The organism is Flagellimonas olearia (assembly GCF_009184425.1).
GTDB classification, from domain to species: domain Bacteria; phylum Bacteroidota; class Bacteroidia; order Flavobacteriales; family Flavobacteriaceae; genus Flagellimonas; species Flagellimonas olearia.
Window position 1 is genome coordinate 1741407 of record NZ_WELG01000001.1, and the last position, 24047, is coordinate 1765453.

At 43.7% G+C, this 24047-nt stretch carries 30 protein-coding genes; 13 read left to right on the forward strand and 17 right to left on the reverse strand.

The window, feature by feature from the left end:
• Positions 1-3: 3 nt before the first annotated feature.
• Entirely contained in the window at positions 4-219 is a 216-nt protein-coding gene (locus F8C76_RS07600; RefSeq protein WP_152131149.1) for a helix-turn-helix transcriptional regulator, read from the reverse strand.
• 95 nt (positions 220-314) lie between these two features.
• Here F8C76_RS07600 and F8C76_RS07605 point away from each other — a divergent pair, with 95 nt between their 5' ends.
• From F8C76_RS07605 to F8C76_RS07620, 4 genes are all read left to right on the forward strand, one after another.
• Complete coding sequence (locus tag F8C76_RS07605; protein WP_152131150.1) at positions 315-518, forward strand: SymE family type I addiction module toxin; 204 nt, start codon at positions 315-317, stop codon at positions 516-518.
• Between the two features lie 19 nt (positions 519-537).
• Positions 538-1029, forward strand: coding sequence for a GNAT family N-acetyltransferase (locus tag F8C76_RS07610; RefSeq protein ID WP_152131151.1), 492 nt, complete (start codon positions 538-540; stop codon positions 1027-1029).
• Between the two features lie 65 nt (positions 1030-1094).
• Positions 1095-1685, forward strand: coding sequence for a PepSY domain-containing protein (locus tag F8C76_RS07615; protein ID WP_152131152.1), 591 nt, complete (start codon positions 1095-1097; stop codon positions 1683-1685).
• Positions 1686-1737: 52 nt separating this feature from the next.
• Positions 1738-2313, forward strand: a complete 576-nt coding sequence (locus F8C76_RS07620) for a TMEM175 family protein (RefSeq protein ID WP_152131153.1) — start codon at positions 1738-1740, stop codon at positions 2311-2313.
• 7 nt (positions 2314-2320) lie between these two features.
• Here F8C76_RS07620 and F8C76_RS07625 read toward each other — a convergent pair whose 3' ends face one another.
• Together F8C76_RS07625 and F8C76_RS07630 are read right to left on the reverse strand one after the other, a co-directional pair.
• Positions 2321-3718: a M20/M25/M40 family metallo-hydrolase gene (locus tag F8C76_RS07625; protein WP_129653009.1), complete on the reverse strand. Its 1398-nt coding sequence runs from the start codon at positions 3716-3718 to the stop codon at positions 2321-2323.
• Complete coding sequence (locus tag F8C76_RS07630; protein WP_152131154.1) at positions 3715-4599, reverse strand: PPK2 family polyphosphate kinase; 885 nt, start codon at positions 4597-4599, stop codon at positions 3715-3717. Before F8C76_RS07630 ends, F8C76_RS07625 begins: the two co-directional genes overlap by 4 nt.
• 177 nt (positions 4600-4776) lie before the next feature.
• Here F8C76_RS07630 and F8C76_RS07635 point away from each other — a divergent pair, with 177 nt between their 5' ends.
• On the forward strand, positions 4777-5493 hold the full coding sequence (locus F8C76_RS07635) for a hypothetical protein (RefSeq protein ID WP_152131155.1): 717 nt from the start codon (positions 4777-4779) through the stop codon (positions 5491-5493).
• 1 nt (position 5494) lies between these two features.
• Here F8C76_RS07635 and F8C76_RS07640 read toward each other — a convergent pair whose 3' ends face one another.
• The 10 genes from F8C76_RS07640 to F8C76_RS07685 form a co-directional block, all read right to left on the reverse strand.
• The gene (locus F8C76_RS07640; RefSeq protein ID WP_152131156.1) at positions 5495-6658 is read right to left on the reverse strand and encodes a sigma-54-dependent transcriptional regulator; all 1164 of its coding nucleotides are present in this window, start codon (positions 6656-6658) and stop codon (positions 5495-5497) included.
• A gap of 9 nt (positions 6659-6667) precedes the next feature.
• Positions 6668-7513, reverse strand: coding sequence for a DUF6268 family outer membrane beta-barrel protein (locus tag F8C76_RS07645; RefSeq protein WP_152131157.1), 846 nt, complete (start codon positions 7511-7513; stop codon positions 6668-6670).
• A gap of 55 nt (positions 7514-7568) precedes the next feature.
• Complete coding sequence (locus F8C76_RS07650) at positions 7569-8453, reverse strand: mechanosensitive ion channel family protein (RefSeq protein ID WP_152131158.1); 885 nt, start codon at positions 8451-8453, stop codon at positions 7569-7571.
• 1 nt (position 8454) lies between these two features.
• Positions 8455-9792 (reverse strand): ABC transporter permease, encoded by a 1338-nt coding sequence (locus F8C76_RS07655; protein ID WP_170284013.1) that lies wholly within the window; start codon positions 9790-9792, stop codon positions 8455-8457.
• Positions 9785-10723 (reverse strand): ABC transporter ATP-binding protein, encoded by a 939-nt coding sequence (locus F8C76_RS07660; protein ID WP_211372125.1) that lies wholly within the window; start codon positions 10721-10723, stop codon positions 9785-9787. The genes F8C76_RS07655 and F8C76_RS07660 overlap by 8 nt, the downstream gene beginning before the upstream one ends.
• Positions 10724-10906: 183 nt before the next feature.
• Positions 10907-12025, reverse strand: coding sequence for a molecular chaperone DnaJ (gene dnaJ, locus F8C76_RS07665; RefSeq protein ID WP_152131160.1), 1119 nt, complete (start codon positions 12023-12025; stop codon positions 10907-10909).
• A 6-nt stretch (positions 12026-12031) separates the two neighbouring features.
• Complete coding sequence (locus F8C76_RS07670; RefSeq protein WP_152131161.1) at positions 12032-12586, reverse strand: nucleotide exchange factor GrpE; 555 nt, start codon at positions 12584-12586, stop codon at positions 12032-12034.
• Positions 12587-12720: 134 nt separating this feature from the next.
• Positions 12721-13674, reverse strand: coding sequence for a TIGR01777 family oxidoreductase (locus F8C76_RS07675; protein WP_152131162.1), 954 nt, complete (start codon positions 13672-13674; stop codon positions 12721-12723).
• Between the two features lie 136 nt (positions 13675-13810).
• Positions 13811-14473, reverse strand: a complete 663-nt coding sequence (gene mnmC2, locus F8C76_RS07680; RefSeq protein WP_152131163.1) for a tRNA (5-methylaminomethyl-2-thiouridine)(34)-methyltransferase MnmC2 — start codon at positions 14471-14473, stop codon at positions 13811-13813.
• A gap of 2 nt (positions 14474-14475) precedes the next feature.
• The gene (locus F8C76_RS07685; protein WP_249042373.1) at positions 14476-14889 is read right to left on the reverse strand and encodes a DUF4920 domain-containing protein; all 414 of its coding nucleotides are present in this window, start codon (positions 14887-14889) and stop codon (positions 14476-14478) included.
• Between the two features lie 162 nt (positions 14890-15051).
• Here F8C76_RS07685 and F8C76_RS07690 point away from each other — a divergent pair, with 162 nt between their 5' ends.
• Positions 15052-16119: a branched-chain amino acid aminotransferase gene (locus tag F8C76_RS07690; protein WP_152131165.1), complete on the forward strand. Its 1068-nt coding sequence runs from the start codon at positions 15052-15054 to the stop codon at positions 16117-16119.
• Positions 16120-16152: 33 nt separating this feature from the next.
• Here the strand turns inward: F8C76_RS07690 and F8C76_RS07695 are convergent, their stop codons facing one another.
• A complete protein-coding gene (locus tag F8C76_RS07695) occupies positions 16153-16539 on the reverse strand; it encodes a pyrophosphohydrolase domain-containing protein (protein ID WP_129653021.1) in 387 nt (128 codons plus the stop codon).
• 40 nt (positions 16540-16579) lie between these two features.
• On the opposite strand from F8C76_RS07695, the gene F8C76_RS18960 reads away from it, so the two are divergent.
• The 6 genes from F8C76_RS18960 to F8C76_RS07725 all read left to right on the forward strand — a co-directional run bounded on the left by F8C76_RS18960 (position 16580) and on the right by F8C76_RS07725 (position 20565).
• Positions 16580-16768, forward strand: coding sequence for a hypothetical protein (locus tag F8C76_RS18960; protein ID WP_129653022.1), 189 nt, complete (start codon positions 16580-16582; stop codon positions 16766-16768).
• Between the two features lie 115 nt (positions 16769-16883).
• Positions 16884-17063: a hypothetical protein gene (locus F8C76_RS07705; protein ID WP_129653023.1), complete on the forward strand. Its 180-nt coding sequence runs from the start codon at positions 16884-16886 to the stop codon at positions 17061-17063.
• A 15-nt stretch (positions 17064-17078) separates the two neighbouring features.
• On the forward strand, positions 17079-17453 hold the full coding sequence (gene crcB, locus F8C76_RS07710; RefSeq protein WP_152131166.1) for a fluoride efflux transporter CrcB: 375 nt from the start codon (positions 17079-17081) through the stop codon (positions 17451-17453).
• A 281-nt stretch (positions 17454-17734) separates the two neighbouring features.
• Positions 17735-18073 (forward strand): P-II family nitrogen regulator, encoded by a 339-nt coding sequence (locus F8C76_RS07715; protein WP_116218313.1) that lies wholly within the window; start codon positions 17735-17737, stop codon positions 18071-18073.
• A gap of 33 nt (positions 18074-18106) precedes the next feature.
• On the forward strand, positions 18107-19390 hold the full coding sequence (locus F8C76_RS07720) for an ammonium transporter (RefSeq protein WP_152131167.1): 1284 nt from the start codon (positions 18107-18109) through the stop codon (positions 19388-19390).
• Positions 19391-19512: 122 nt separating this feature from the next.
• On the forward strand, positions 19513-20565 hold the full coding sequence (locus F8C76_RS07725) for an outer membrane beta-barrel protein (protein WP_152131168.1): 1053 nt from the start codon (positions 19513-19515) through the stop codon (positions 20563-20565).
• Positions 20566-20604: 39 nt separating this feature from the next.
• On the opposite strand, the gene F8C76_RS07730 is transcribed toward F8C76_RS07725, so the two are convergent.
• Positions 20605-21243 carry a DUF1684 domain-containing protein gene (locus F8C76_RS07730; RefSeq protein ID WP_152131169.1) on the reverse strand — a complete coding sequence of 213 codons (639 nt, stop codon included), beginning with the start codon at positions 21241-21243 and terminating at the stop codon, positions 20605-20607.
• A 59-nt stretch (positions 21244-21302) separates the two neighbouring features.
• Between F8C76_RS07730 and F8C76_RS07735 the strand changes: the two genes are divergently transcribed.
• Positions 21303-22043, forward strand: a complete 741-nt coding sequence (locus F8C76_RS07735; protein ID WP_152131170.1) for a DJ-1/PfpI family protein — start codon at positions 21303-21305, stop codon at positions 22041-22043.
• Here F8C76_RS07735 and F8C76_RS07740 read toward each other — a convergent pair.
• Together F8C76_RS07740 and F8C76_RS07745 are read right to left on the reverse strand one after the other, a co-directional pair.
• Positions 22027-23445: an alpha/beta hydrolase gene (locus tag F8C76_RS07740; RefSeq protein WP_152131171.1), complete on the reverse strand. Its 1419-nt coding sequence runs from the start codon at positions 23443-23445 to the stop codon at positions 22027-22029. The genes F8C76_RS07735 and F8C76_RS07740 overlap by 17 nt on opposite strands.
• Positions 23446-23512: 67 nt before the next feature.
• Positions 23513-23965, reverse strand: coding sequence for an Lrp/AsnC family transcriptional regulator (locus F8C76_RS07745; RefSeq protein ID WP_116218319.1), 453 nt, complete (start codon positions 23963-23965; stop codon positions 23513-23515).
• Positions 23966-24047: the final 82 nt, after the last annotated feature.

Here is a 24047-nt window from a genome sequence, read left to right on the forward strand (position 1 = left end):
ACCTTAAAACCTAAAAAGCTCCAACAAGGGAACCTCAAGAACTTGGGCAATTTCATATAAGGTGTAGACCGTGGGATTTACTTTTCCATTTTCAATCTTCTCCAAAGCTTGGCGGTCTTTCTTGCATGCACGTGCTAAATCGGCTTGGCTCCACCCCTTTTCTTCCCGGAGTTGAACCACGCGTTTTCCCAGCTTCTTTTTTAAACCTTCTCTGTTCACAAAACAAATGTCAACTATTAATGTGACACTTTTGTCATACAAAAGTTTGACAACTCGATTAAATATTTTATTATTGTCATATAATTGTATGACAATTGAGTAATTTCAAGACCCTAAAAATCCATTCCAAATTCCGTCGCCGTACCTGGGACAACATTCTGGTGCCCGAAATACGGTTGGAGGGCCATTGGCTCAAGGAACTTGGTTTTGAGGAGGGAAAAACGGTACAGGTGATCATGCAGGAAAAAAAGCTTACCCTTGTTATTTTGGAACAAAATCCCGACCAATCCACCTCATAGGATCAAACCGTTCCCAAACATGCATATAGCCTACAAACGCCTCCCCGAAGTGGAAAATTCGCAGCTCATTGCCTTAATGAACCATCCCTTGGTCCGCCGCCAAATGCCCTTGCTAAAAGAAAAATTCACCGAGGAGCACTGCAAGGCCTTTATCGCTGCCAAGGAACAACTGTGGCAGGAACACGGGTACGGGCCATGGGCCTTTGTGGTGGATGGCACGTTTGCAGGTTGGGGCGGTCTACAGCTCGAAAATGGGGAGGCCGATCTGGCCTTGGTCCTCCATCCGGATTATTGGGGACTGGGCAAAAGCTTGTATAAAGGCATCATTAAAAAGGCTTTTGGGGAGATGGGACTGCCTTCGGTAACCGTATTGTTCCCGCCCACGCGCACCCGCGTACAAGGTTTGCTTCGCTTGGGGTTTGTAAGGGAACGTGAGCTCCATATGGGCAATGAACGGTTCATCAGGTACCGCTTATGGAACCCAAATGCGGGAGAATCCCATAAGTCTTAAATTTCTGGAAATCTCATAAATTTTGCCGATTTTTATAGGATTGTTTGTACCGATTTTACAGTTGTATGGGGAAAAGAAAAAAGCAGGCGAAAATTTTACGGGTTTTTAGAAAAGTGCACCGTACCACGGGTGCCTTTTTATTTGTGTTCTTCTTTTTCATATCGGTCTCCGGCCTGTTGCTGGGCTGGAAGAAAAACACCGCCGGGATGATCCTTCCCGAGTCGCAAAAGGGCACTTCCACCGATCTACGGGACTGGCTCTCGGTGGACAGTCTGCACACCATTGCCTGCAACACCTTGCACAACTCCGTTTCGCCACAGCTTTCCTTGGAACTGGACCGGATTGATATGCGAAAGGACAAGGGCATGGTAAAGTTTGTCTTTGTGGACGAATACTACGAGGTACAGTTGGATGGCGCCACAGGCGATGTACTTTCCATTGGCCAGCGCCATTCCGACTTTTTGGAAAAAGTACATGACGGCTCCATTCTGGACCGTTATCTGGGAACTTCGGGAGTGATAAAATTGGTATATACTACCGTCATGGGAGTTTCGCTACTGGTCTTTACCATTACCGGTTTTTGGCTGTGGTACGGCCCCAAAAAAATGCGAAAGACCACAAAGCCAAAGCTTGTTTCAACCTCAAAGTTGGGGTGAATGGTCATTTTGGTATATTAGGCGTATGATCTAACCCTAAATACCAAACATTATGACCAAAGGACGAATGGAAGCTTTCAGCGATGGCGTACTGGCCATCATCATCACCATCATGGTTTTGGAAATCAAGGTTCCCCACGGGGAGGAATTCACGGACCTTGTACCATTGATCCCGGTTTTTTTGAGCTATGTGCTCAGTTTTATCTATTTGGGCATCTATTGGAACAACCATCACCATATGATGCATACGGTAAAAAAGATCACCGGAAAGGTACTTTGGGCCAATCTGCATCTTTTGTTCTGGCTCTCCTTGGTTCCCTTTGTGACCGGATGGATGGGTGAAAACCATTTTGCGGAAAACCCAATTGCCCTATATGGTGTCATCCTTTTGATGGCGGCACTGGCGTATTTCTATCTTCAGTACACCATCATTAAAACACAGGGAGAGGACTCCGTATTGAAAAAGGCCGTAGGCAAGGACTTGAAAGGCAAACTTTCCCCTATTCTATACCTTATTGGAATCGCTTTTGCTTGGATCACCCCATGGGTATCCGGGGCCATGTTTGTCTTGGTGGCCCTGATTTGGCTCATCCCCGACAAAAGAATCGAACGGATGTTGGAAGGTTAACCCTTGGTTATCCTTTTATTTTTGAAGTTGGAATGGCACCGTATTTATCCATTAGGTACACCAGACTGGCCATGGAGGCCGCGCCCAGTTCCAGCTCGCGTTTGTTCACATGCTCAAAAGTGTCGTTCTCGGCATGGTGATGGTCAAAATACCGTTGTGAATCGGGCACCAGACCGGCCAGGACAATATCGGGGTTTTTCATGGGGCCAATGTCGGCACCACTATACCCTTTCACGAACAAATGGATCAAATAAGGCTCGAACAAGCTTTTCCAGCTTTGGATCTGGTCAAAATTTTCATCGGAACAATCCAGTGAAAAACCCCTTGGGGTAAATCCACCTGAATCGCTTTCCAAGGCAAAGACGTGGTTTTCGTTCTTGCTTTGGGCCACTTCAGCATATTTGTTACCTCCGCGGAGGCCGTTTTCCTCATTCATGAACAACACTACGCGAATGGTACGCTTGGGCTTGTATCCCGTTTTCTTCAACAATCGAAGAACGTCCATGCTCTGTACACAGCCAGCACCATCGTCATGGGAACCATCACCCAAATCCCAAGAATCCAAATGTCCACCTACGACCATGACCTCGTTGGGATAGGTACTTCCCTTAATCTCGCCAATGACGTTATAGGATTGTACATCCTCGTATTGCTTGCAATTCTGCTTAAAATAAAATTTGATGTTGGGATTAAGTTTTAAGGTAGTGCTCAACAAATCGGCCCCGTTGGTACTGATGGCCGCCGCCGGAATCCTTTGCGAAACGGGCGTATCGCCATAGCTCATGGAGCCTGTATGCGGATAATCATCCGAACGCAGGTTCATGGAACGCACGATTACACCAAGTGCACCATACTTTGCCGCCTCGGCCGCACCGGAATACCGTTGGTCCACACAACCGGAATACGACGCGAAAGTACTGATCAGCGTAGGATCCATAGGTCGATTGTAAAAGACAATCTTTCCTGCAATTTTGTCCTTACCCAGTTTTTGAAGGTCTTCTATCCCCTGCACCTCAACAATATTGGCCTTTAGGCCACCATCTGGTGTGGCCACGGAACCTCCCAAGGCACAAATGGGCATGTTGGTAGTGAGTCCGGGCTTGGTCTCCATGTAGGCAAACTCGGGGAGTCCCCTCACCCATTTGGGTACCATTACGGGCTGCAACCATACTCGGTCCAAGCCCAAGGAATCCAATTGACCTTTGGTGTACTCCACAGCCTGTTGGGCCTGCACCGAACCTGACAAACGACCACCAATCTGGTTGGAAAGGTAATTCAACCATTCGTACGCCTGCCCATCGGTTAGGGCTTTATCGTATATGGCCTTGATCTGTTTTTCGTCGTCCGATTGTGAAAAAAATGGGGTACTTGCCAGCAAAAGGGCCAAAAGGAGTACTTTTCTCATGGGGATTCTTTTTCCAGTTCTTGTTTAAAGGTTTCTAAATTAGCCTTTATTTTATCATCGAGCTCGGGTTCCTTGATATCTTTGTACTTTTTTAACGCTTCCAGCATCACGGATGCCACAATGACCCGGGCCGCCTCCTTATTGTCCGCAGGAACCACAAACCAAGGTGCGTGGTCCTTTGACGTTTTGTTCAGGGCTTCCTCATAACATTTTTGATAGTCGCCCCAAAGTTTGCGCTCTTCAAGGTCACCGGGGGAGAACTTCCAGTTTTTTCGCTTTAAATGGATTCTTCGTAATAATCGTTGACGTTGTTCTTCTTTGGAGAGATGCAGAAAGAACTTGAAGATCACGGTCCCATTTTCCGCCACATGCTTTTCAAAATCATTGATTTGTCTGTAGCGTTTCTCCCAAAAAGCATCATCTATATCGGAAACGGACTCCACATCCGGTAAATTTTCACCCAAAATATATTCGGGGTGTACCTTGGTGACCAGTACATTTTCATAATGGGTCCTGTTGAACACGGAAAACTTGCCCCGTTCCGGTAAGGCAACATAATGCCGCCATAAATAGTCGTGCCGCAACTCTAAAGGTGTGGGCACCTTAAAACTATGCACCACAACTCCCCTTGCATTAAAGTCTTTGAAGACTTCCCTGATCAAGCTGTCCTTTCCCGCGGTGTCCATGCCCTGCAAGCAGAGCAAGACCCCATATTTTCCATGGGCGTACATGGTATCCTGGAACTCCCCCAAATCCTTCCGGATATTCTTGAGCGCTTTTTTCAATTCCTTTTCAGAGGCTCCAAAATCCTGATATGTAGTTAATTGAGATAAATCTATCTCTTCTTTTACCCTATATGCTTCCGTATTGATTCTTTCCATGGGATTGAATATAGTCCATTTTATCCACTCTTTCAACTGATAAAAAACTGTCGTTCATCGACATTTTTACCGTTTATGGGACAAGAGTGCTTTTTTATCGATTTTATTCCACCTTCGCTCTGGCTTGCCCCTAACTTAGTGAAACCTAAAAACGCAACGTCCCAAATCCAATGCGTTATGAAATATAGAAAAATTACCCTACTTATGGTCTTTGCCATGGTCCCTCTAGGCCTGTGGCCCATGACATCGGCATCAAGCGCCAATGCTTGTGAATATGCCAATTCCAACCTCGAGTACATCAAAAGTAAAATTGAGGATGCTGTTGTTGCCAAAGACTTTGGAATGGCAAAATACCATGCCTACAAAGCTTTGAACGGTATCGAAAAAACCCGGTCCAACTTTTTGGATTGCGGTTGCGAGGGCACCATTGAAAGTCTTGAAAATGTACTTACTGAACTAAAGATTGCCACTAAGACGGATTCTTTCAAAACTTCCAAAAAATCACTGCACCTTGCCTTGGAGAACACTATGATAGGCATCAAGGTTTTACGCGTCTATGAACAGGAAAACGCCAGTGTCTACAGCAACTCCATGTTGGTAATGAATACAAAAGAAGCCTTGGACAACCAAAACGGAATGTTCCTTACCCATGAAGGTGCTGTAAAACAACAGGTACACAATTGTCTTTTGGGCTTTGAGTCTTCCTTGGAAAAAGTGGTGAAAGAAGTGGATTGCGATGAAGCCAGAAGGTTTGTCAACAATATTTATGAGGAATCCCGGTTGATTTTGCTCAACACAGAGCTATCTCCACACAAAAAGGAATACCATCAACGGGTAAAGACCCTGACCCAGGACGCCTTGACCCAGCTCGATGATTGTGCCGTTATCGACTGATCTATTTACTGGCGAAGAGTTTTACGTCTTCCTCTGACACCTCCTTACCCCCTAGAATAATGAGTCGCTCCACCACATTACGGAGCTCCCGCACATTACCGGTCCAATCATAGCTCTTGAGCAATTCGGTGGCCTTTTTTGAAAAATCCTTGGGTGCAGTGCCTTGTTCCGAAGCTATTTTCTTGGCAAAGTGTTCAATAAGAGTGGGGATATCGTCCCGTCTGTCGTTCAACGCAGGTACCTTTATCAAAATCACTGCCAAACGGTGGTAAAGGTCTTCCCTAAAATTACCTTCCTCTATTTCCTTTTTTAAATCTTTGTTGGTAGCGGCCAATACCCTAACATCCACTTTGATGTCCTTGTCCGAACCTACCCTGGAAATTTTGTTTTCCTGGAGGGCCCGAAGCACCTTGGCCTGTGCCGAAAGGCTCATATCCCCTATCTCATCCAAAAAGATGGTGCCTTTGTTGGCCGCCTCAAACTTTCCTGCCCTATCCTTGACCGCGGAGGTAAAAGCTCCCTTCACATGTCCGAAAAGCTCACTTTCTATAAGTTCTGAAGGTATGGCCGCACAGTTCACCTCAATAAAGGGGGCTGCGGACCTAGGGCTTTTTTGATGCAGCCAGTGGGCCACCAATTCCTTTCCGGTACCATTGGATCCTGTTATCAAAACCCGGGCGTCGGTCGGGGCCACTTTTTCTATCATTTCCTTAATGACCTCAATTTCTTCACTATCACCCACCATTTCATAGTTCTTGGACACCTTCTTCTTGAGTATCGTATTCTCTACCACCAATTCCTTTCGGTCCAAGGCGTTACGCACCGTGGTAAGCAATCTGTTAAGATCCGGTGGTTTTGAGATATAGTCAAAGGCACCCATTCGCATGGTGTTCACGGCGGTATCCAGATCACCATGCCCGGAAATCATGATAAAGGGGGTTTCCGGTTTTATTTTCTTTGCGGCCTCCAATACTTCCACCCCATCCATTTTGGGCATTTTTATATCGCAAAGGACCAGATCAAAGTCTTCTTTTTTAATGGCCTCGATACCACTCAACCCATCTTCGGCCTCTTGTACATTATACGTATCGCTCTCTTCGACCAAAATTTTAACCAAAACCCGCCTAATGGCGGATTCGTCTTCTATTACCAAGATTTTAGACATACACGTGTTTTAAAAGATTCCTATTTTGAACCCAGTCCTAATATAAAAATTTGCCTCATTATTCAACAAATAAACATCGCCTTGTTTGTCGTTCCGCAACTTTCCTTCTTGTTCAAAAGAGCGTCCGGCCATTAGAAAAAGGGACATGTTCTTGGTTATATTGTACTGATATCCCAGCGTACCTACCAAGGCGGTCAATGATATTTTAGATGCTATTTGATTATAGGGCAAAGCAATATTGTCCTGGATATTCATAAAATATCCATCCAAGAATAGTGCCAATTCCAAAGAATGCTTTTCATTGAAGTGATGGCGAAAGTTGGAACGGGGTATTCCCATGGTATAGGACCATTTGGGATGAAACTTCTTGTAGTAATTGATCAAGGGCAAGGGCACTGGAATACCGGTGGTACTGTTATAGGTGAGCCCCAGTACTATTCGAAAAGGCTTATCGGCATCGGGCTGTTCTTTCCAAAATGCAGCCGTGGCGTTCATAAAAAAATCATCGGTAATGGTTCCGCTTGTAAAATTGGAGGCCATTCTCGGGGTAAGAATCGCCACAAAATTCCAACTGGGATTCCATTTGGTAATGAGCCCCAAGTTCATGTCCACTACATGAAAACGAATCAGTTCACTTTTATCAAAAGGAAAGTCTTGGGAGTATCCAATATCAAAACGGTTGTACTCCATACCTGTAATCAGGTAATCCTTTTTGGCATTGATCTTTATGGGCAGATTGAACAGGAACTTGTACCGCTGGGTCTTGATTCCCGAATCGTTTTCAGGAATGTTAAGGTATTCCACTCTTAAAATATCGGTACTCTGACCCAACGCTTTTGGACCCAAAAGTACCATAAGGGCTGTTAAACATCCCCCAATTATTGAATTGCGTGCCGAGGTCTTTATTTTTTTAAGGTTTTTGCTGAATGATATGTACATCTCGCTGCGGAAACGGAATACTTATATTGTTCTCTGCGAACAATGCATTGATCTTATACCGCATTTCACTCTTTACCCGCGGATCGCTAAAGCTATCATTGGTAAAAAAATGTACGGAAAACATGAGGGCCGAATCCCCAAAATCATCAAAAAGCACAAAGGGTTTGGGATTTTTCAGGATTTGTTTTTGTTCCGCGGCCACCCTCTCCAAAATCTGGGTCACCAACTGCACATTACTCCCATAGGCCACTCCTACACTTACACTTTCGCGCGTGGTGCGGTGGTTTTGGGTGTAGTTGTACATGATATCACTGATGAACTTGTGGTTGGGTATGATCACCACCTTGTCGTCCCGGGTTATGGCCCTTGTGGTTCTGAGCTTTATCTCAAAAATCTTGCCCACTTTGTCATCCACCTCCACAATATCCCCCACTTGAAGGGATTTGTCCACAATGATCATAATACCTCCAAGAATATCCTTGAAGAGTTCCTGCAGCGCCAAACCCAAACCCACGAACAGGGCGGCAGAGGCTGTTATGATCAACGTGATGTCTATTCCCGCACCACTCAGAGTGACCAGGATCACCACTAGATAAATTACATAATTGGTAAACTTGAAGACGCTGGAAAACTTTTGTTTGTCTTCGCGCTCCATTTTATGGGTAAGTAAATATCTGATCCATTTAAGGGCAAACTTGGCCACCACAATACTGATGGTCAGCAATAGAAGCAATCCAATAGTAAGGTTAATGGTCTTTTCCCCTTCACCGATATGGAATCCGAGGTTGAGGAAATCCTTTATGGAACCCCATATATCCTCTTTGATGATCTCCTCTATTTCGTTATCTACCTGCATGTCAATATCGTAACCACTTGATCAACTCCTTATACGTTGGTTTTTTGCCATACATCAAGATCCCTACCCTATATATTTTAGCCGCCAAGGACACAATTCCCAAAAAGGTAATGATCAATAGGGCTATGGACACCAACAATTGCCATAAAGGTACACCACCTTCTCCAATTCCCCCAGGCAAACGCATCAACATTACAATGGGCGAGGTGAGTGGAAATAATGAGAAGCCTACTGCAATAGGTCCATGTGGGTTACTGAAAACAGAAAAGAACCCCACATAAATGGCCAACATAAGCGGCAAAATAATCGGAAAAATAAATTGCTGTGTGTCTGTTTCATTGTCCACGGCGGCACCAATAGCAGCATAAATGGAACTGTAGATCAGATAGCCCAGCACAAAATAGATGAAAAACGATACGATCAACAATCCCCAAGGAATATCCAATATCTCCCTGGCATACGTCATCATCTCACTATCCATGGTGGCCAGTTGCGACATCTCGTTCATGGCACCGGGGGGCATATTGGAACTCTCCGCCATGGATCCCAAATCAATCCCAAAAAGCATCACGGCTAAGAAGAGCAACAGTGAGGCGGATATCAACCAGATGGTAAACTGGGTAATCCCGGCCAGGGAGGTACCAATGATCTTGCCCAACATCAGTTGGAAGGGTTTCACCGAAGAGATGATCACCTCTATGATCCTACTGGTTTTCTCCTCAATGACACTGCGCATTACAAATCCACCATAAATAATAATGAACATCATGATGGCATAGCCAAAACCCCCTCCAATAAACGCCTTGATCTCATTGATACCCTTTACGCTCTTTTCGCCATCAAAGGTGGCCAGATTGATTTCAAAAGGTTGTTCCACTTGTGAAAATTGATCTTGGGACACCCCTAATTTTTCCAATCGGCCTTGGCGCAACCGTCTTTGTATGATGCCCTCCAGATGCTGGGTCATCTGTGTATTGGGATTGTCCTTGGTATACAGATAGGCAGATTTTGCCACTTGTTCCACGTCTTTTCCATAGGGGAGATACAATAGACCATAATACCCCATGGAATTAATCGAGTCCTTAGCATCATCCAAGCTAAGTCCATCCAAATGGATATAAGAGATTTGTTCCGTAGGTTTAAATTCCTGATGAAAAAAAGCACTTTCATTGAGAATGGAAATCACCCGTTTCTCATTGTCGTTTATCTTGGTGAGGTAGGCAATCAATACAATCATGCCCACAATCAAGAGGGGGCTAAGAATGGTCATGACAATAAACGAACGGTTCCTCACCTTTGCCAAATACTCCCGTCTAATAATCAAACCCAACTTACCTATCATTGTCCTTCTTGTTTACGGTTTGAATAAAAATATCGTTGGCCGAGGGTATGGTTTCCTCAAAACGGTTCACATTGGCCACACTGGAAAGCTCTGCCAATATTTTAGCAGTGTGGGAAGACGGCAATTGCACCCTAAAATCCAATTGGTTTTCTACACTATCAAAACTGGAAGATAGGATGTTGTGGTTTTTGTTCAAGTTCTCCATCAAAGCGTCTGCATCTTGCTGGATTTCCAATCCTACATTAAAAATATTGTTCTTATAGGCTTTTTTGATCTCAGAGAGTTTGCCATCCAATATTTTCTCCGACTTATGAATCAGGGCAATGTATTCACAAAGTTCCTCAACGGATTCCATACGGTGGGTGGAAAAAATAATGGATGTTCCCTTTTCCTTAAGCTGAAGAATCTCATCCTTGATGATATTGGCGTTTATGGGATCAAAACCACTGAAAGGTTCATCGAAAATCAACAGTTTGGGCTCATGGAGCACGGTAACTATAAATTGGATCTTCTGGGCCATCCCTTTGGAGAGCTCTTGGATTTTTTTGTTCCACCAATCCCCAATATCCAAACGATCAAACCAATATTTCAAGCGCTTTTTGGCTTCAGCCTTGGAAAGACCTTTGAGTTGTGCCAGATACAAGGCCTGTTCCCCCACCTTCATGCTCTTGTACAAACCGCGTTCTTCCGGCAAATATCCTATATAGGATATATGTTGCGGTGCCAAGGGTTCCCCATTGAACAAAATCTCACCGGTATCCGGATGTGTTATTTGGTTGATGATACGTATAAAAGAGGTCTTACCCGCCCCATTGGGACCTAGTAGACCATAGATGCAATTCTTAGGTATATTGAGTGAAATGTTGCTCAGCGCGGTATAGTTCCCATATGATTTGGAAACATTTTTGGCAACAAGGATGTTATCCATGCATACATTTTTTTCAAAGATATGTATTTGCCCAAAAAGATTGGTTTTCCCCTAAAACAAAAACCCACCCTTAAAAATTTCAAGGATGGGAAAAAAATTGCTATGAAAAAGAAAATTAGATATTGGTCACCCAACATCAGTTTCAAATATACGTTTTTTATTTAAACAGCAAGTTTTTTCTTCTTAGGAGAACATGTCTTTCACCTTTTCAAAAAAGGATTTGTCCGATTTTTCGGGCTTTGGGACAAAATTCTCATCACTCTGCATCCGTTCAAAAAACTCCCGTTGTTCCTTGTTCAGCTCCTTAGGAGTCCACACATTCACATGGACCAAAAGGTCTCCACTGCCATAGCCATTAATACTGTTGACCCCTTTTCCGCGGAGCCTCAGTATTTTTCCGGATTGGATTCCAGGCTCCAGTTTTATGCGAACCTTGCCTCCAATGGCATCAATTTCCTTGGAACTTCCCAACACAGCCTCCGAAATACTCACATAAAGATCGTAGTGCAGGTTATCTCCTTCCCTTTTTAGGGTTTCATGTTCAAGGGTTTCAATAGCTACCAAAAGGTCTCCCGCGATTCCATTTCCAGGAGCGTCATTCCCTTTTCCAGATACTTTTAGCTGCATGCCATCCTCAACACCCGGTGGAATTTTAATGGAAACGGTCTCTTCCTCTACCTTAAGTCCTTGGGCGTCTGCCCCTGAAGGACGATGATCTATGGTCTGACCGGAACCGCCACAGGTATGACAGGTGGTCGCGGTCTGCATTCGACCCAAAATAGTATTGGTAATCTTGGTAATCTGTCCACTTCCATTACAGGTTGAACAGGTTTTGTAGGTTACGCCGTCTGCCTGAAGTTTTCTTCTCACCTTCACCTTCTTCTCCACGCCATTGGCCACTTCCTCCAAAGTCAGTTTTACCCGGATACGCAGATTACTTCCTTTCATCCTACGCTGGCCTCCACCACCAAATCCGCCAAATCCGCTGAAACCTCCTCCAAAGGCACCTCCAAAGATATCCCCAAACTGACTGAAGATATCGTCCATGTTCATACCTCCGCCACCAAATCCGGAACTACCATCGAAAGCAGCATGACCAAACTGGTCGTATCTTGCTCGCTTGTCCGGGTCGCTCAACACTTCATAGGCTTCGGCGGCCTTCTTGAACATCTCCTCTGCCTTAGTATCCCCAGGGTTTTTGTCCGGATGGAATTCAATGGCCTTTTTTCTGTAGGCTTTCTTTATTTCTGCAGCGGATGCTCCTTTTGAGACCCCCAATATTTCGTAAAAATCCTCCTTCATAAGCTATTAGTTGCCAACAACCACCTTAGGGTGCCGAATGATACGGTCTCCAAGCTTAAAGCCTTTTTCGACCACATCAATGATTTTACCTTTCAATTTTTTATCGGGTGCCGGAATTTGGGTAATGGCATCGTGTACTTCCGCATCAAACGTGTCGCCTTCCTTCACCTCAATCTGCTCCAAGCCTTTATTCTTTAGGGTTTCCTTGAACTTATTGTTGATAAGCTCAACGCCTTTGAACATTTCTTTGTCATCGGATTTTGCAAGCTCCTTCAAGGCACGGTCAAAATCGTCCATTACGGGCAACAGGGAGACCATGACTTCCTGTCCGGCCGTTTTGAACAGCTCCATACGTTCCTTTGAGGTTCTTTTCTTAAAGTTTTCAAACTCGGCAAAAAGCCTCAAAAACTTATCCTTCTCCTTGGCCAGTTCCTCACGTAGCCCCTCCTCTTCGGAAATCTCTTCTGCACCGTTCATATTTTCATCGTTCAGCTCAGGATTGACCGTTTGGGCTTCTTCAGAAAACCCTTCCATATCCTCAACTTTACCTTTCTTGCTCATATGCTTCTGTTTTATTCTTTTTTAGGAATGGCAAAATTACTGCCAATTGCTCGAAAATGTCAAAATGTCACCACAAAACATAAAAAAATCCGCTCTAAGCGGATTTATCCTTTGCAAAAAACTTCATCAACCCATCACACAAGCTCTTCGGAAACAGAATCTACCGAGGCATTTTCATCCTTTTCGGCATAAATATGTTGCAGTGCCAAACAAATATTGGGGTGTTGAAAGGCGAACCCTTCGTTTTCAATCTTTTTACTGCTCACCCGCTGACTGGCCAACAGCAGGTATGACATTTTACCCAAAAGCATTTTCAGGACGAACTTGGGCACATGGGGCAACCATAATGGCCGATCTAAATTACGTGCCAGTTCTTTGGTCATTTTGGCATTGGTCACCGGGTTGGGGGCCACACCATTGTATACCCCATCAAGATCATTTTCCAAGATGAACACAAATAATTGTGCCAAATCCTCAATATGGATCCATGATTGCCATTGTTCACCGCTACCCAACGGTGCCCCAACATACTTTTTGACCGGGAGCGCCATTTGGGGCAAAGCCCCTCCTTGATCGGACAATACAATCCCTATCCGAATCTTGGAGACATTGACTCCCAAATTTTTAAAGGTATCCACCTCCGCTTCCCATTTTTGGGCCACTTCACCTACAAAACTGTCATCCACTTGGGGTTCCTGTTCATCGTAAAACTTAGAGAGGGAGTCTGGATAAATCCCAATGGCAGATGCCGAAATCAGCAATCCAATGGAAGAATCCAGTTTTTCCATGGCCCTATACAACGTCTGTAGGCTGTTGATACGGCTCGAAAGCACCTTTTTTTTATGAATCGGCGTCCAACGTTTGGCAATACTTGCCCCAGCTAGGTTGATAATGGCATCGACCCCATCAAAACAGGCCATATCCAATTCACCTTTACTTGGGTTCCAATAAAAGCCCCGATAATCTTCGGATTGCTCAATTTTCCGTTTTTGTGTCGTTAAGTAATTCACGGTAATACCTTTGGACTGCAATACCTTGACGATTGCCCCACCGATTAAACCCGTAGCTCCTGTAATCAACACCTTCATACAATCATTTTAATGCAAATTTACAGGTTTAAAGTGCTGTTCCTTAGGTATTAATTTAGGTTTAACACAAATATGCCGACTTTAAGTGAATTTAAGATAATGAAAGGTGGCCCCGTTAACAAAGCCTTGATACGATTCAATCTTTAGTGGCTCGAAGCATTTCCCGTTTCCCCGGTGGACCGGGCAGCCGCTCTACGGTAAAGCCCACATGCTGCATGGCCCTTCGTACGCTTCCCTTGGCGGCATAAGTGACCAGAACCCCATTGGTTTTGAGTGCCCGATACATCTTTTCAAAAATTTCCTCGGTCCATAATTCTGGTTGTACCCGAGCACCAAAGGCATCATAATAAATTAGGTTGTACGTATCCGAATCGGTTATTTCCTTGAAATCTTTCTGCTGTTTGTGCAATGAAAAATCTTGGGTAATCAACGTACTCTTTTCCCAAGGGGACCGATGCATTTCCTCGAACTTCTCTTGATGGTCCAAGGCATTCAATTGGGTACAATAATCCAATTCCGCAATTTCTTCCATGGATACCGGGTAGGCCTCTACCCCAACATAGGTTATGTCCAGTTGTTGTTTTTTGGATTCCAAAAGGGTTATCAAGGCATTCAATCCAGTTCCAAAACCAATTTCCAGAAGTTTAATATTGGTGTTATTGAACAGTCGTAATCCGTGCTCGATAAAAACATGGTAAGCCTCTTGGATCGCCCCATGCTTGGAATGGTACTGTTCGTCCCAATCTTCTATTTGGATGGTCTTTGAACCATCACCGGTAGTTATGATCTTTCGTTTCAAATTCAATCTTTGATGAGAACCCCTTCGGCCTCAAACCGAAGTATCCGTTTGGGCTCTTTGATTTGATTGATTTCTTCCTCCGAAGCACCGCTATCCTTTGCATAATGCTTTTGGTCATCCACCGACATTTCCTCCAAAAAAGCAACGCCTTGCATCAATACCTTTTTATCCGCGGCATCTTTGGGCACAAAAAAACCGTAATCTTTGAATCTTACGAACACTTCTTCTTCGGGAGCAATCTCTACCTTCATCCAACATCCCTTTGCCTGACAAACTTCCCTGATCTCTCCAGACAATTGTGTTTGCAAGGAATCCTTAGCGGTAAGACCTGTATAAATGGCCTTGCCTTCATTCACTTTTTCAGATATGGCAAACTCCTCACCATAATACGCGCCTTCCCCCGAGTGCTGTGCCAAAACGACTCGTATGGAAAAGACTAAAAAAACAGTACAAAAAATGTTAAAAGACCTCATTTTAGACAATATTTGAACAATTCTCGACAAAGAACAGAAATTAGAATTACGAAACCTCTAAAACTAACAATAAATAGCTAATTTTAACCTTCCAAAGTTAATGATATGGAAGCGGTAATGAACAACATCACGGTCGAGAAGACAAAAACATCCAAAATCCATGATGTGGATTTTGAAAACCTTTCTTTTGGAAGCACGTATACGGACCATATGCTGGTCTGTGATTTTGAAAATGGAGAATGGAAGGCTCCAAAGATTGTCCCTTACCAACCCATTACCCTGGATCCCTCGGCAAAAATTTTCCATTATGGCCAATCTATTTTTGAAGGGATGAAGGCTTACAAGGACGAGGACGATAAAATATGGCTCTTCCGTCCTTTGGAAAACTACAAGCGATTGAACAAATCAGCCGAACGATTGGCCATTCCTGAGCTACCTGAAGCCTATTTTATGGACGGGCTTACCGCCCTGTTGCAATTGGAGAAGGATTGGGTTCCCACAACCCCCGGCAGCTCCCTTTACATACGTCCTTTTATGTTTGCATCGGGAACGGGCTTTCATGCCTCACCGGCCGATGCCTACAAATTTATTATAGCCTGTGCCCCATCCGGAGCCTACTTTTCCGGAAGTGTCAAGGTATTGATAGAGGAAAAATACTCCCGTGCCGCCAATGGTGGGGTTGGGTATGCCAAGGCTGGAGGAAATTATGCAGGACAGTTTTACCCAACGCAATTGGCCGCGGAAAAAGGATACCAACAGGTTATTTGGACCGATGACAATGCCCACGAATTTATCGAAGAGGCAGGGGCCATGAACGTGTTTGTACGCATCGATGACACCTTGCTCACCGCACCTACCAATGACCGTATCTTGGACGGCATTACCAGAAAAAGCATCTTGGACATTGCCAAAGATGAAGGTATCAAGACCGAAGTACGTAAGGTTTCCGTAAAAGAAATAGTGGAAGCCGCGAAAAATGGTTCCTTAAAAGAAATGTTCGGTGCAGGTACGGCTGCGGTCGTCTCACCAATAGGAGCCTTTGGATACAAGGGAGAGGATTATGACCTTCCCGAATTGGAAGACAGTTATGCATCCCGTCTCAAGAAGAGAATTACGGATATCCAATATAATAGGGCCGAAGACAAATTCGGCTGGCGATATCCTGTACTTTAAAAAAACAAAAGGCACCTAAAGGTGCCTTTTTTATTATTGGTCCATGATGGATTGGATATCGGGTTTAAAATAATTTGGACCCTTCATCACTTTACCATCCTCCCGGTAAATAGGCTTTCCATCTTCTCCCAACTTGCTCATGTTGCTACGTTGGATTTCCTCGAACACCTCCTCTATTTTATACTGCATCCCATGTTCCAGAATGGTCCCACAAAGAATATAGAGCATATCCCCCAACGCATCCGCTACTTCAATTAGGTCCCCTTCATTGGCCGCTTCCAGATATTCTTTATTTTCCTCATCCATAAGGTTGAACCGCAAAAGGTTCTTTGCTTCACCCAAATCGGCCATAGGTTTTTTGGACACTCCCAGACCAAAGGAAATGTGAAACTGCTCCACCGCCTTTATTTTACTTTCCATTACACTTGTTTTGATTTAGCTTTGCATAAAAATATAAAATATGTTCAGCTCAGGGCAGTTAATTTTCGCCGTACTTTTTATTATTTTCTTTGTGGCCGCCATTTCTTTTACTTACCGAAAGGACAAAAAGCTTCACAAAAAAAACTATACCGGGGTAAAATGGGTCTTGATTTCATTCATAGTATTCATTATTATCCTATTCTTGATCAAAAACTTCCTCAAAAATTAACATTGAACATAAGTTCCCAACAAAAATGGGGGCATTGACAACTTTTATTACCTCATTCCAACCAAAATATAGGAAAATACGTACTTTTGTAAAACAATTGTTCAGCCAGAGATAGATGACCACATTTTTTAGCCTTCTTCTTATTTTACTCGCCATTAATGCGTTACTGTTGATTTTTAGTGTCAATGGAGGCTTGGACGACCTTAGAAAACCCATTCGAAAAATTTCTGAGGTATCCGTTAGAAAACTATTCCCAAGCGAGTCTACCGAATCTGAATACAAGAAAGCGGTATAGTTTGTACCTTTGGGTATGAAACAGGCCATTCTTGTTTTTTTGGGTGGAGGGTTTGGCAGCGTTTTACGATATGCCATTTCAAAACCTCTGAATCCATTATCCCCTAATTTTTTTCTGGGCACTTTTTTAGTCAATATAATGGGGTGCCTACTTATAGGATTTATCTTGGGTCTATCGGCCAGGGGAAACATTCTTTCCCAAAACAGCACCTTGTTTTTGGCTACCGGTTTCTGCGGCGGGTTCACTACTTTTTCTGCTTTTGCCTTTGAAAAACACTTCCTACTCCGAAACAGTGAACTACTTCATTTTTCCATTTATCTGATTTCTAGTATCACCGTAGGTGTTTTGGCTGTTATGCTGGGCCTATGGTTATCAAAATTGGGTGAGTAGCCCATTATTCCCAAACACGTATCATTTATCATTACTTTTCGACGAAAACCACGCATAAGCACACTATTTGACTGGTTTTTAACACACTAAGTCATTATTTCTTGGTTCCACACCCAAAGAAGACCACAGATATTCCACAAAAAGTACATTTAAAATGTCATACCCTAAAAAAATAGGGGGTAGTTTTCAAATTTCATTAAAAATTAAACAATACCCCCTCCATTAATCATGGTCTTTTTTCAATTAACATATATTTGGCAAATCAATTAACTGTTTTACTTATGAAAAAAATCGAGGCGATTATTAGAAAATCAAAATTTGATGAGGTCAAAAAAGCCCTTCATCAGATTGAGGTCAACTTCTTCAGTTACTGGGATGTAACGGGAGTGGGAAATGAAAAACAAGGACATGTATACCGAGGAATATCCTATAGCACCAGTGATATCCAAAGAAGGTATTTGGTCATTGTGGTTTCGGATGATTTCTTGGAAAGGACCATCAATGTTCTATTGGATACCGCAAGCACAGGAAATGTGGGTGATGGAAAAATCTTTGTTTCCGATATGATCGAAGCTTACAGGATTCGGACCAAGGAAAGTGGTAGCGCAGGAATCAACTAAACAAACAGCCAAAAACTCAAAAAAACTTAGATTATGATTGTACAAGGACAAGAAGCGATAGATAAAGCTATTGAAACCATCAATGGCGATATGAGCGCATTATGGATAACCATTGCGGCCATTCTAGTATTCTTTATGCAGGCAGGGTTCACCTTGGTTGAAATTGGATTTACCCGCAGTAAGAATTCAGGTAACATTATCATGAAAAACTTTATGGACCTATCCATTGGTTCCATTATGTTCTGGGCCGTGGGTTATGCCATTATGTACGGCAGCGATTTGGTGGGTGGTGGTTTTTTTAGATCCAGCCCTTCCGATCAAGGGTATTTCTTTTTCAGTGCCACGGATTGGCACAACCTGTTCTTCCAGACCGTATTCTGCGCAACGGCTGCAACCATTGTTTCAGGAGCCATAGCGGGTAGGACCAAATTTTCAACCTACCTTATCTTTTCAGCCTTACTTACCACTTTGATTTACCCCATATCCGGTAGCTGGTATTGGCCCTTTGACGATGATGCATGGTTAAACACTGCCGGATTTATTGATTTTGCCGGTTCCTCCGTGGTCCATGCCGTTGGTGGCGCTGCCGCTTTGGTGGCTGCAATTCTTGTAGGTCCTAGGATTGGAAAATATGTAGATGGAAAAGCAAAAGTCATTGCCGGTCACAACATGGCCTTTGGCGCCCTCGGTGTATTCATCCTATGGTTGGGATGGTTCGGTTTTAACGGTGGTTCCCAACTGGCTTGGGGCGGCGACAATACGGTCAGTGCGGTCAGTGTGATCATCAACACCAATTTGGCCGCGGCCATTGGAGCCATTGGAGCCCTTTTCTTTACGTGGTTCAGGTATGGCAAAGCGGATATCTCCATGACCCTGAACGGTGCTTTGGCCGGCTTGGTGGGCATTACCGCCGGTTGTGGGGCCGTAAACACTTTTGGAGCATTGGCCATTGGCCTTGTTTGCGGTATAGTAGTGGTAAGCTCCATTGAATTTATTGACAAAAGGTTAAAAATTGATGATCCCGTGGGTGCTATTTCTGTCCATGGTGTATGCGGCTTTTTGGGGACCGTACTCGTAGGTCTTTTTGCCTTGGATGGTGGATTGTTCTACGGTGGTGGCGCCAAACTCCTTTGGGTACAGACCTATGGATCGCTATCCTATATCCTATGGTCCGCTTTAGCTTCCTTCATCATCTTGTTCATTTTGAAAAAGACCATGGGTCTAAGAGTTTCCGAAAAAGAGGAAATCGAAGGTTTGGACCTTCACGAACACGGAATGGAAGCCTATCCGGAGCATATTTCCTCCCAAAACAACTAAACTAACCTTTCCAAACTAAAAACGGAGCGTTTGGCAGAACGCTCCGTTATATAATCTTTTCAAACTAACTCTATTTACTAACCGCATGCCCTTCCATGAAGGGCATCTAAATCGATTCCAAGATGAAAAAGATTACGAATGCAAATTACGCAAAAAAAGTCGCTTTTCCAGCACTGGCGCTGATTTCTATGGGACTGCTCGCCCAAGAAGAAGAAAAGCCAAAATTCAATTTTAGTGGGACCGCTGATGTGTATTACAGATCTAATATCACTGCTCCCAATGGCGAAGAAGCCATTGCCCCGGGATCCTCATTTGCCAATCTGGATGGCTTTGCCTTGGGCATGGCCAACCTTATTGGAACCTATGAAGGTGAAAAGGTGGGCTTTGTAGCCGATCTGGTATTTGGCCCTAGAGGGACAGACGCCACTTTTGCTTCGCCCATGTATTCCGCAACAGGTGACATTGTGAACCAGTTGTATGTCTATTGGAATGTAAGCGAATCTGTGACCCTTACCTTTGGTAATTACAACACCTTTTTGGGATATGAGGTGATTTCCCCAGCGGCCAATTTCAATTACAGCACCTCTTATTTGTTTTCCTACGGCCCTTTTAGCCATACCGGTTTAAAGGCCGATGTTGATTTGGGAAACGACTGGTCCGCCATGTTGGCGGTCATGAACCCAACCGATCTGACCGAGTTGAACGGCACCGGGGATTATGCCGTAGGCGCCCAATTGGGATATTCGGGGCAATTCCTGAATTTCCTGTATAGTCAGGGTGGCTTTGAAGTGGATTACACCGGCGGTTTTGACCTTACCGAAGAGCTCTTTTTAGGTATCAATGCTGCCCATTTCAGTCAAGAGGACAACGGGGGCACCTTTACCGGATTGGCGCTGTATCCACAGTACAAAACCTCAGAAACCTTTTCCGTGGGCCTTCGTGCCGAATATTTCATGGAAGGGGACTTCTTCGGGGCCATTGGCGATCAATTCGATGCCGATGGTGATGCCAGTGTATTTGCCCTGACAGTTACGGGAAGTGCAACCATTGGGGATTTGATCCTAAAACCGGAAATTCGGTTGGACAGTGCTTCAGAAGATGTTTTTATAGATAATGACAGGGCTCCAACAGGCAGTTTGGCCTCGGTCCTGGTCGCAGCAATATATTCTTTTTAATCCCAGGGAATATCTTTTGTTTCAATACAAAACGACTTTTTAGTCTTTATTGAAATCTTTCACTCCTGCCCTCACTTTAGTTCTCAAATAATTTTGCCTCGGCACTAGAGGGCAGGAGTATTTTTTGTTATACACGCAATAGGGGTTATACGCCCTATTGAAGTCAATCACCAAAGTGTCTCCCTCCGGGATGGATAAATCTATATATCTGCCACCCCCATAGGTTTCGTCTCCATTGGTGTCATCCAAAAAAGGAAGGAACAGATAATCCTCATACCCTTCTTCCTCCACCAAATCCAAACTTCTATAGACCTCCAGTTTATGTGCTTCCCCATTTAGTCGGAAATGGGCAATTCCATACACTACTTCCCTACTTTTCCTGTCCGTGGTAGTAGGCAACAAAAACGGAACAGCATCCGGGGTAAGCACCAATTTCGCAGTGACCACATAAGTGGTATCCGGGTCATAAAAATCCAATCCTTCAAAATCTTTGCGATACTTGTCCGGCAAGGGGGAGGTTTCAGGATCCTTGAAGCTTTCGTTCGTCTCTTTCTGATAGTTTAAAATAGCTGTCAACCCAGATGACTCAAAAGAGTTTGTCTTGACATCATCATGATATTTTTTACCTCTTCCGCAAGCCATCAACAAGACCGCAAAAACCACAAAAGAATACTTCATGCGCATAATTTTATTGCAAAAGTAGCGGAAATGATTCTTAATGCTACCTTAGTGCCACTATGATAAAAAAAGTATCCTGTTTTGCCCTAATTATTTTCCTGACTGCCTGTGCGCATAAGAGACCCGAAGGGAAGGTTGACCGCGATGTGAACCGACAATTACCCATCTTAAAGCCCAATCGGTACAACGTAGGGTTCTTGATCATGGACGGAGTGTACAACACCGAGTTTACGGCACCTTATGATATCTTTCAACATACCCAGTTCAGGAAGGGCATCAAGGCCATGAACACCTTTAGTGTGGCCAATACTTTGGAACCCATTACTTCCTTTGAGGGCATACGAATACTCCCAGATTTTGATTATACCCAAGACTCCATTCCCAAAATCGATATTTTGGTGGTTCCCAGTGCCGAACATCATTTGGACACCGACCTACAGGATACCACCATGCTGAATTTTGTGCGCAAGGTAAGTAAGGAGGCCCTTTTTGTGACCTCACATTGCGATGGGGCTTTTGTATTGGCCAAATCGGGGATTTTGGACAATGTGGCTTCCACCACTTTTCCAAGTGATATAGAAAAATACAGGGCAATGTTCCCGCATCTCAAGGTAAAGGACAGCGTTTTGTTTGTCCATGATGGAAAATTCATCACCTCCACGGGCGGAGCAAAAAGTTTTGAAGCTGCTTTGTACTTATGCGAACATCTCTATGGAAAAGAAATTACGGAATCCATTGCAGGTGGTTTGGTCATTGACTGGAAGCTTGATTCCGTACCAAAATCTATTCCTCCTCAATAGTGTCGTACAAGGCATCCTTCAAATATTTGGACACCAATGTATTGAACTCCAGCGTAATTCGAAATAATGCGGTATGCTCCAAACCATACAATCTTTCCTTGTCCTTGAATCCTTTCTTTAGGGCCTCTTCCAAATAGAACAAAGCGGTGCCAAAATCCTCATTTTTAGCACTTAAAGACACGGTCTTTAGGTAAAAATCAAAATTTTCCGGTTCCAATAATGTCTTTAGCATGTACAAGAATGCAAGGGCATCTTCATCTACCATTTCATTGGAGAGCACCATTTGGATGTTGTCTGCTGCCAAAGCATTCACAAATCCCAATAACCTATTACCCATTTCCACTTCAAAGGTGTTTGCACTGGAAACGAACTTATTGACCTCGGTCATTTGGTAGTTCCACCAACCCAAATTATTAAAGTTATGGGTCAGCATATCCTCTTCCATATAGTATTGGTAGTCTTGCTTGAGCAACGACTCCTTCAGGAAGGCTGCCTGTTCTTCGCGTCTCATGGCCCTGTACTGCTTATTTTTCCTTACTTCCCTTTGCACCAGTCGCAAGGAATCCAAATTTTTATGGGCCCCATACATGCTCATCATTTCTCCCAAATACTGTTCCGCCCAAATAAACTTTCCTGAATTTTTTAGTGTATTGACCTTTTCAAGGTCTTCCTTGAATGCATTCTCAATATAAACCGAATCCTTTGGCACCCATTTTCTTCCCATGGCCTGGAGGGTGAACAATTGCATTCCTTTACTGAGGTAGTCATTGGTAGGCCATTCGTTATTTCCCTCAAATAATAAGATATGGTTTGGAAACTTGTAGGTATCCAATAGCTTCTCATCCGCCAATAATGTGGGATAGTTATAATTATTTCTATTGACCATGCCAATAAAATGGAAAGACTGCCTACTATTCAACAATTCCGTATTGGCCAAGGAAGCACTGATGACCATGACCCCTTTTATTCCTTTGATAAAAGTAGGCACCAAGCTTGCAAAACGTCCACCAGAAGCAGCCCCCGCCGTATAAATTCTTTCATTCTTAATGGGCAACATTCCCACAACACTCTCAATGGTCCCCAAAGTGGTCACCATATTGTTGGTGATTGAAACGCTGTCCAAAACCTTTGGCGCAGCCAATACATAACCTTCCTTTTCGGCAGATGTCAAAAACATGGACAAGGCCTGTCTCCCTTTCCCTTCCATGTCAAAAACCACAAGCAATGGCCACTGCCTATCCGTGGTAAAACCGGAGGGTAGAAATAGTGAAAAAGTACTTGAAAGGGAATCGTTAACGGGCAAGTTTTCTATGATTTCCCCTTTTTTTAAGGTTAGTTTTTGTGCCGATACAGATGTCAGACAAATCACCGAAAGAAAAAATATAGCGTATGTTTTTTTCATAGTTCTATTGCAACAAAAATCTAGCCAAAAAAGAACTTCACGCCAATTACTTTAAAAGTAATAAACTTCACTTCTTTGCCTTGGCATTCTTAATGGGGGCATGGGCCACGATGTTGGACAATACGATATGCGTTCTGCACTCCCCGTACACAATCAGTTCATCAATAAATTTTTCCAAATGGGCCTGATCTTTCAACACCACTTCCATGATGATGTTCTCATTTCCGGTGATGCGGTAACAATTGACCACTTCCTGAAAAGATTTCACCTTGTCCAAAAAGGGTTTTAACTTGCCCATAAAGGCTCTCAACATAATAATGGCTTTGAGCTGATGCCCGGCCAATACATAGGAAATATTGGCCCCGTACCCTTCAATGATTCCCAGGTCTTCCATTTTCTTCACCCGTTCTGCCACCGCGGGCGGGGTAAGCCCTACTTTACGGCCAATATTGGCAAAAGATTCCCTCGCATTGCGCTGCAAATGCCCTAATATTTGCCAATTAAGTTCATCTATCTTCATATATTAAGAAAAAAGGCCATTATATTTTCTTTTTAAAGGTAGAACTTGTTTTTCTCTTTTGAAAATAAAGTCATGATTTTTA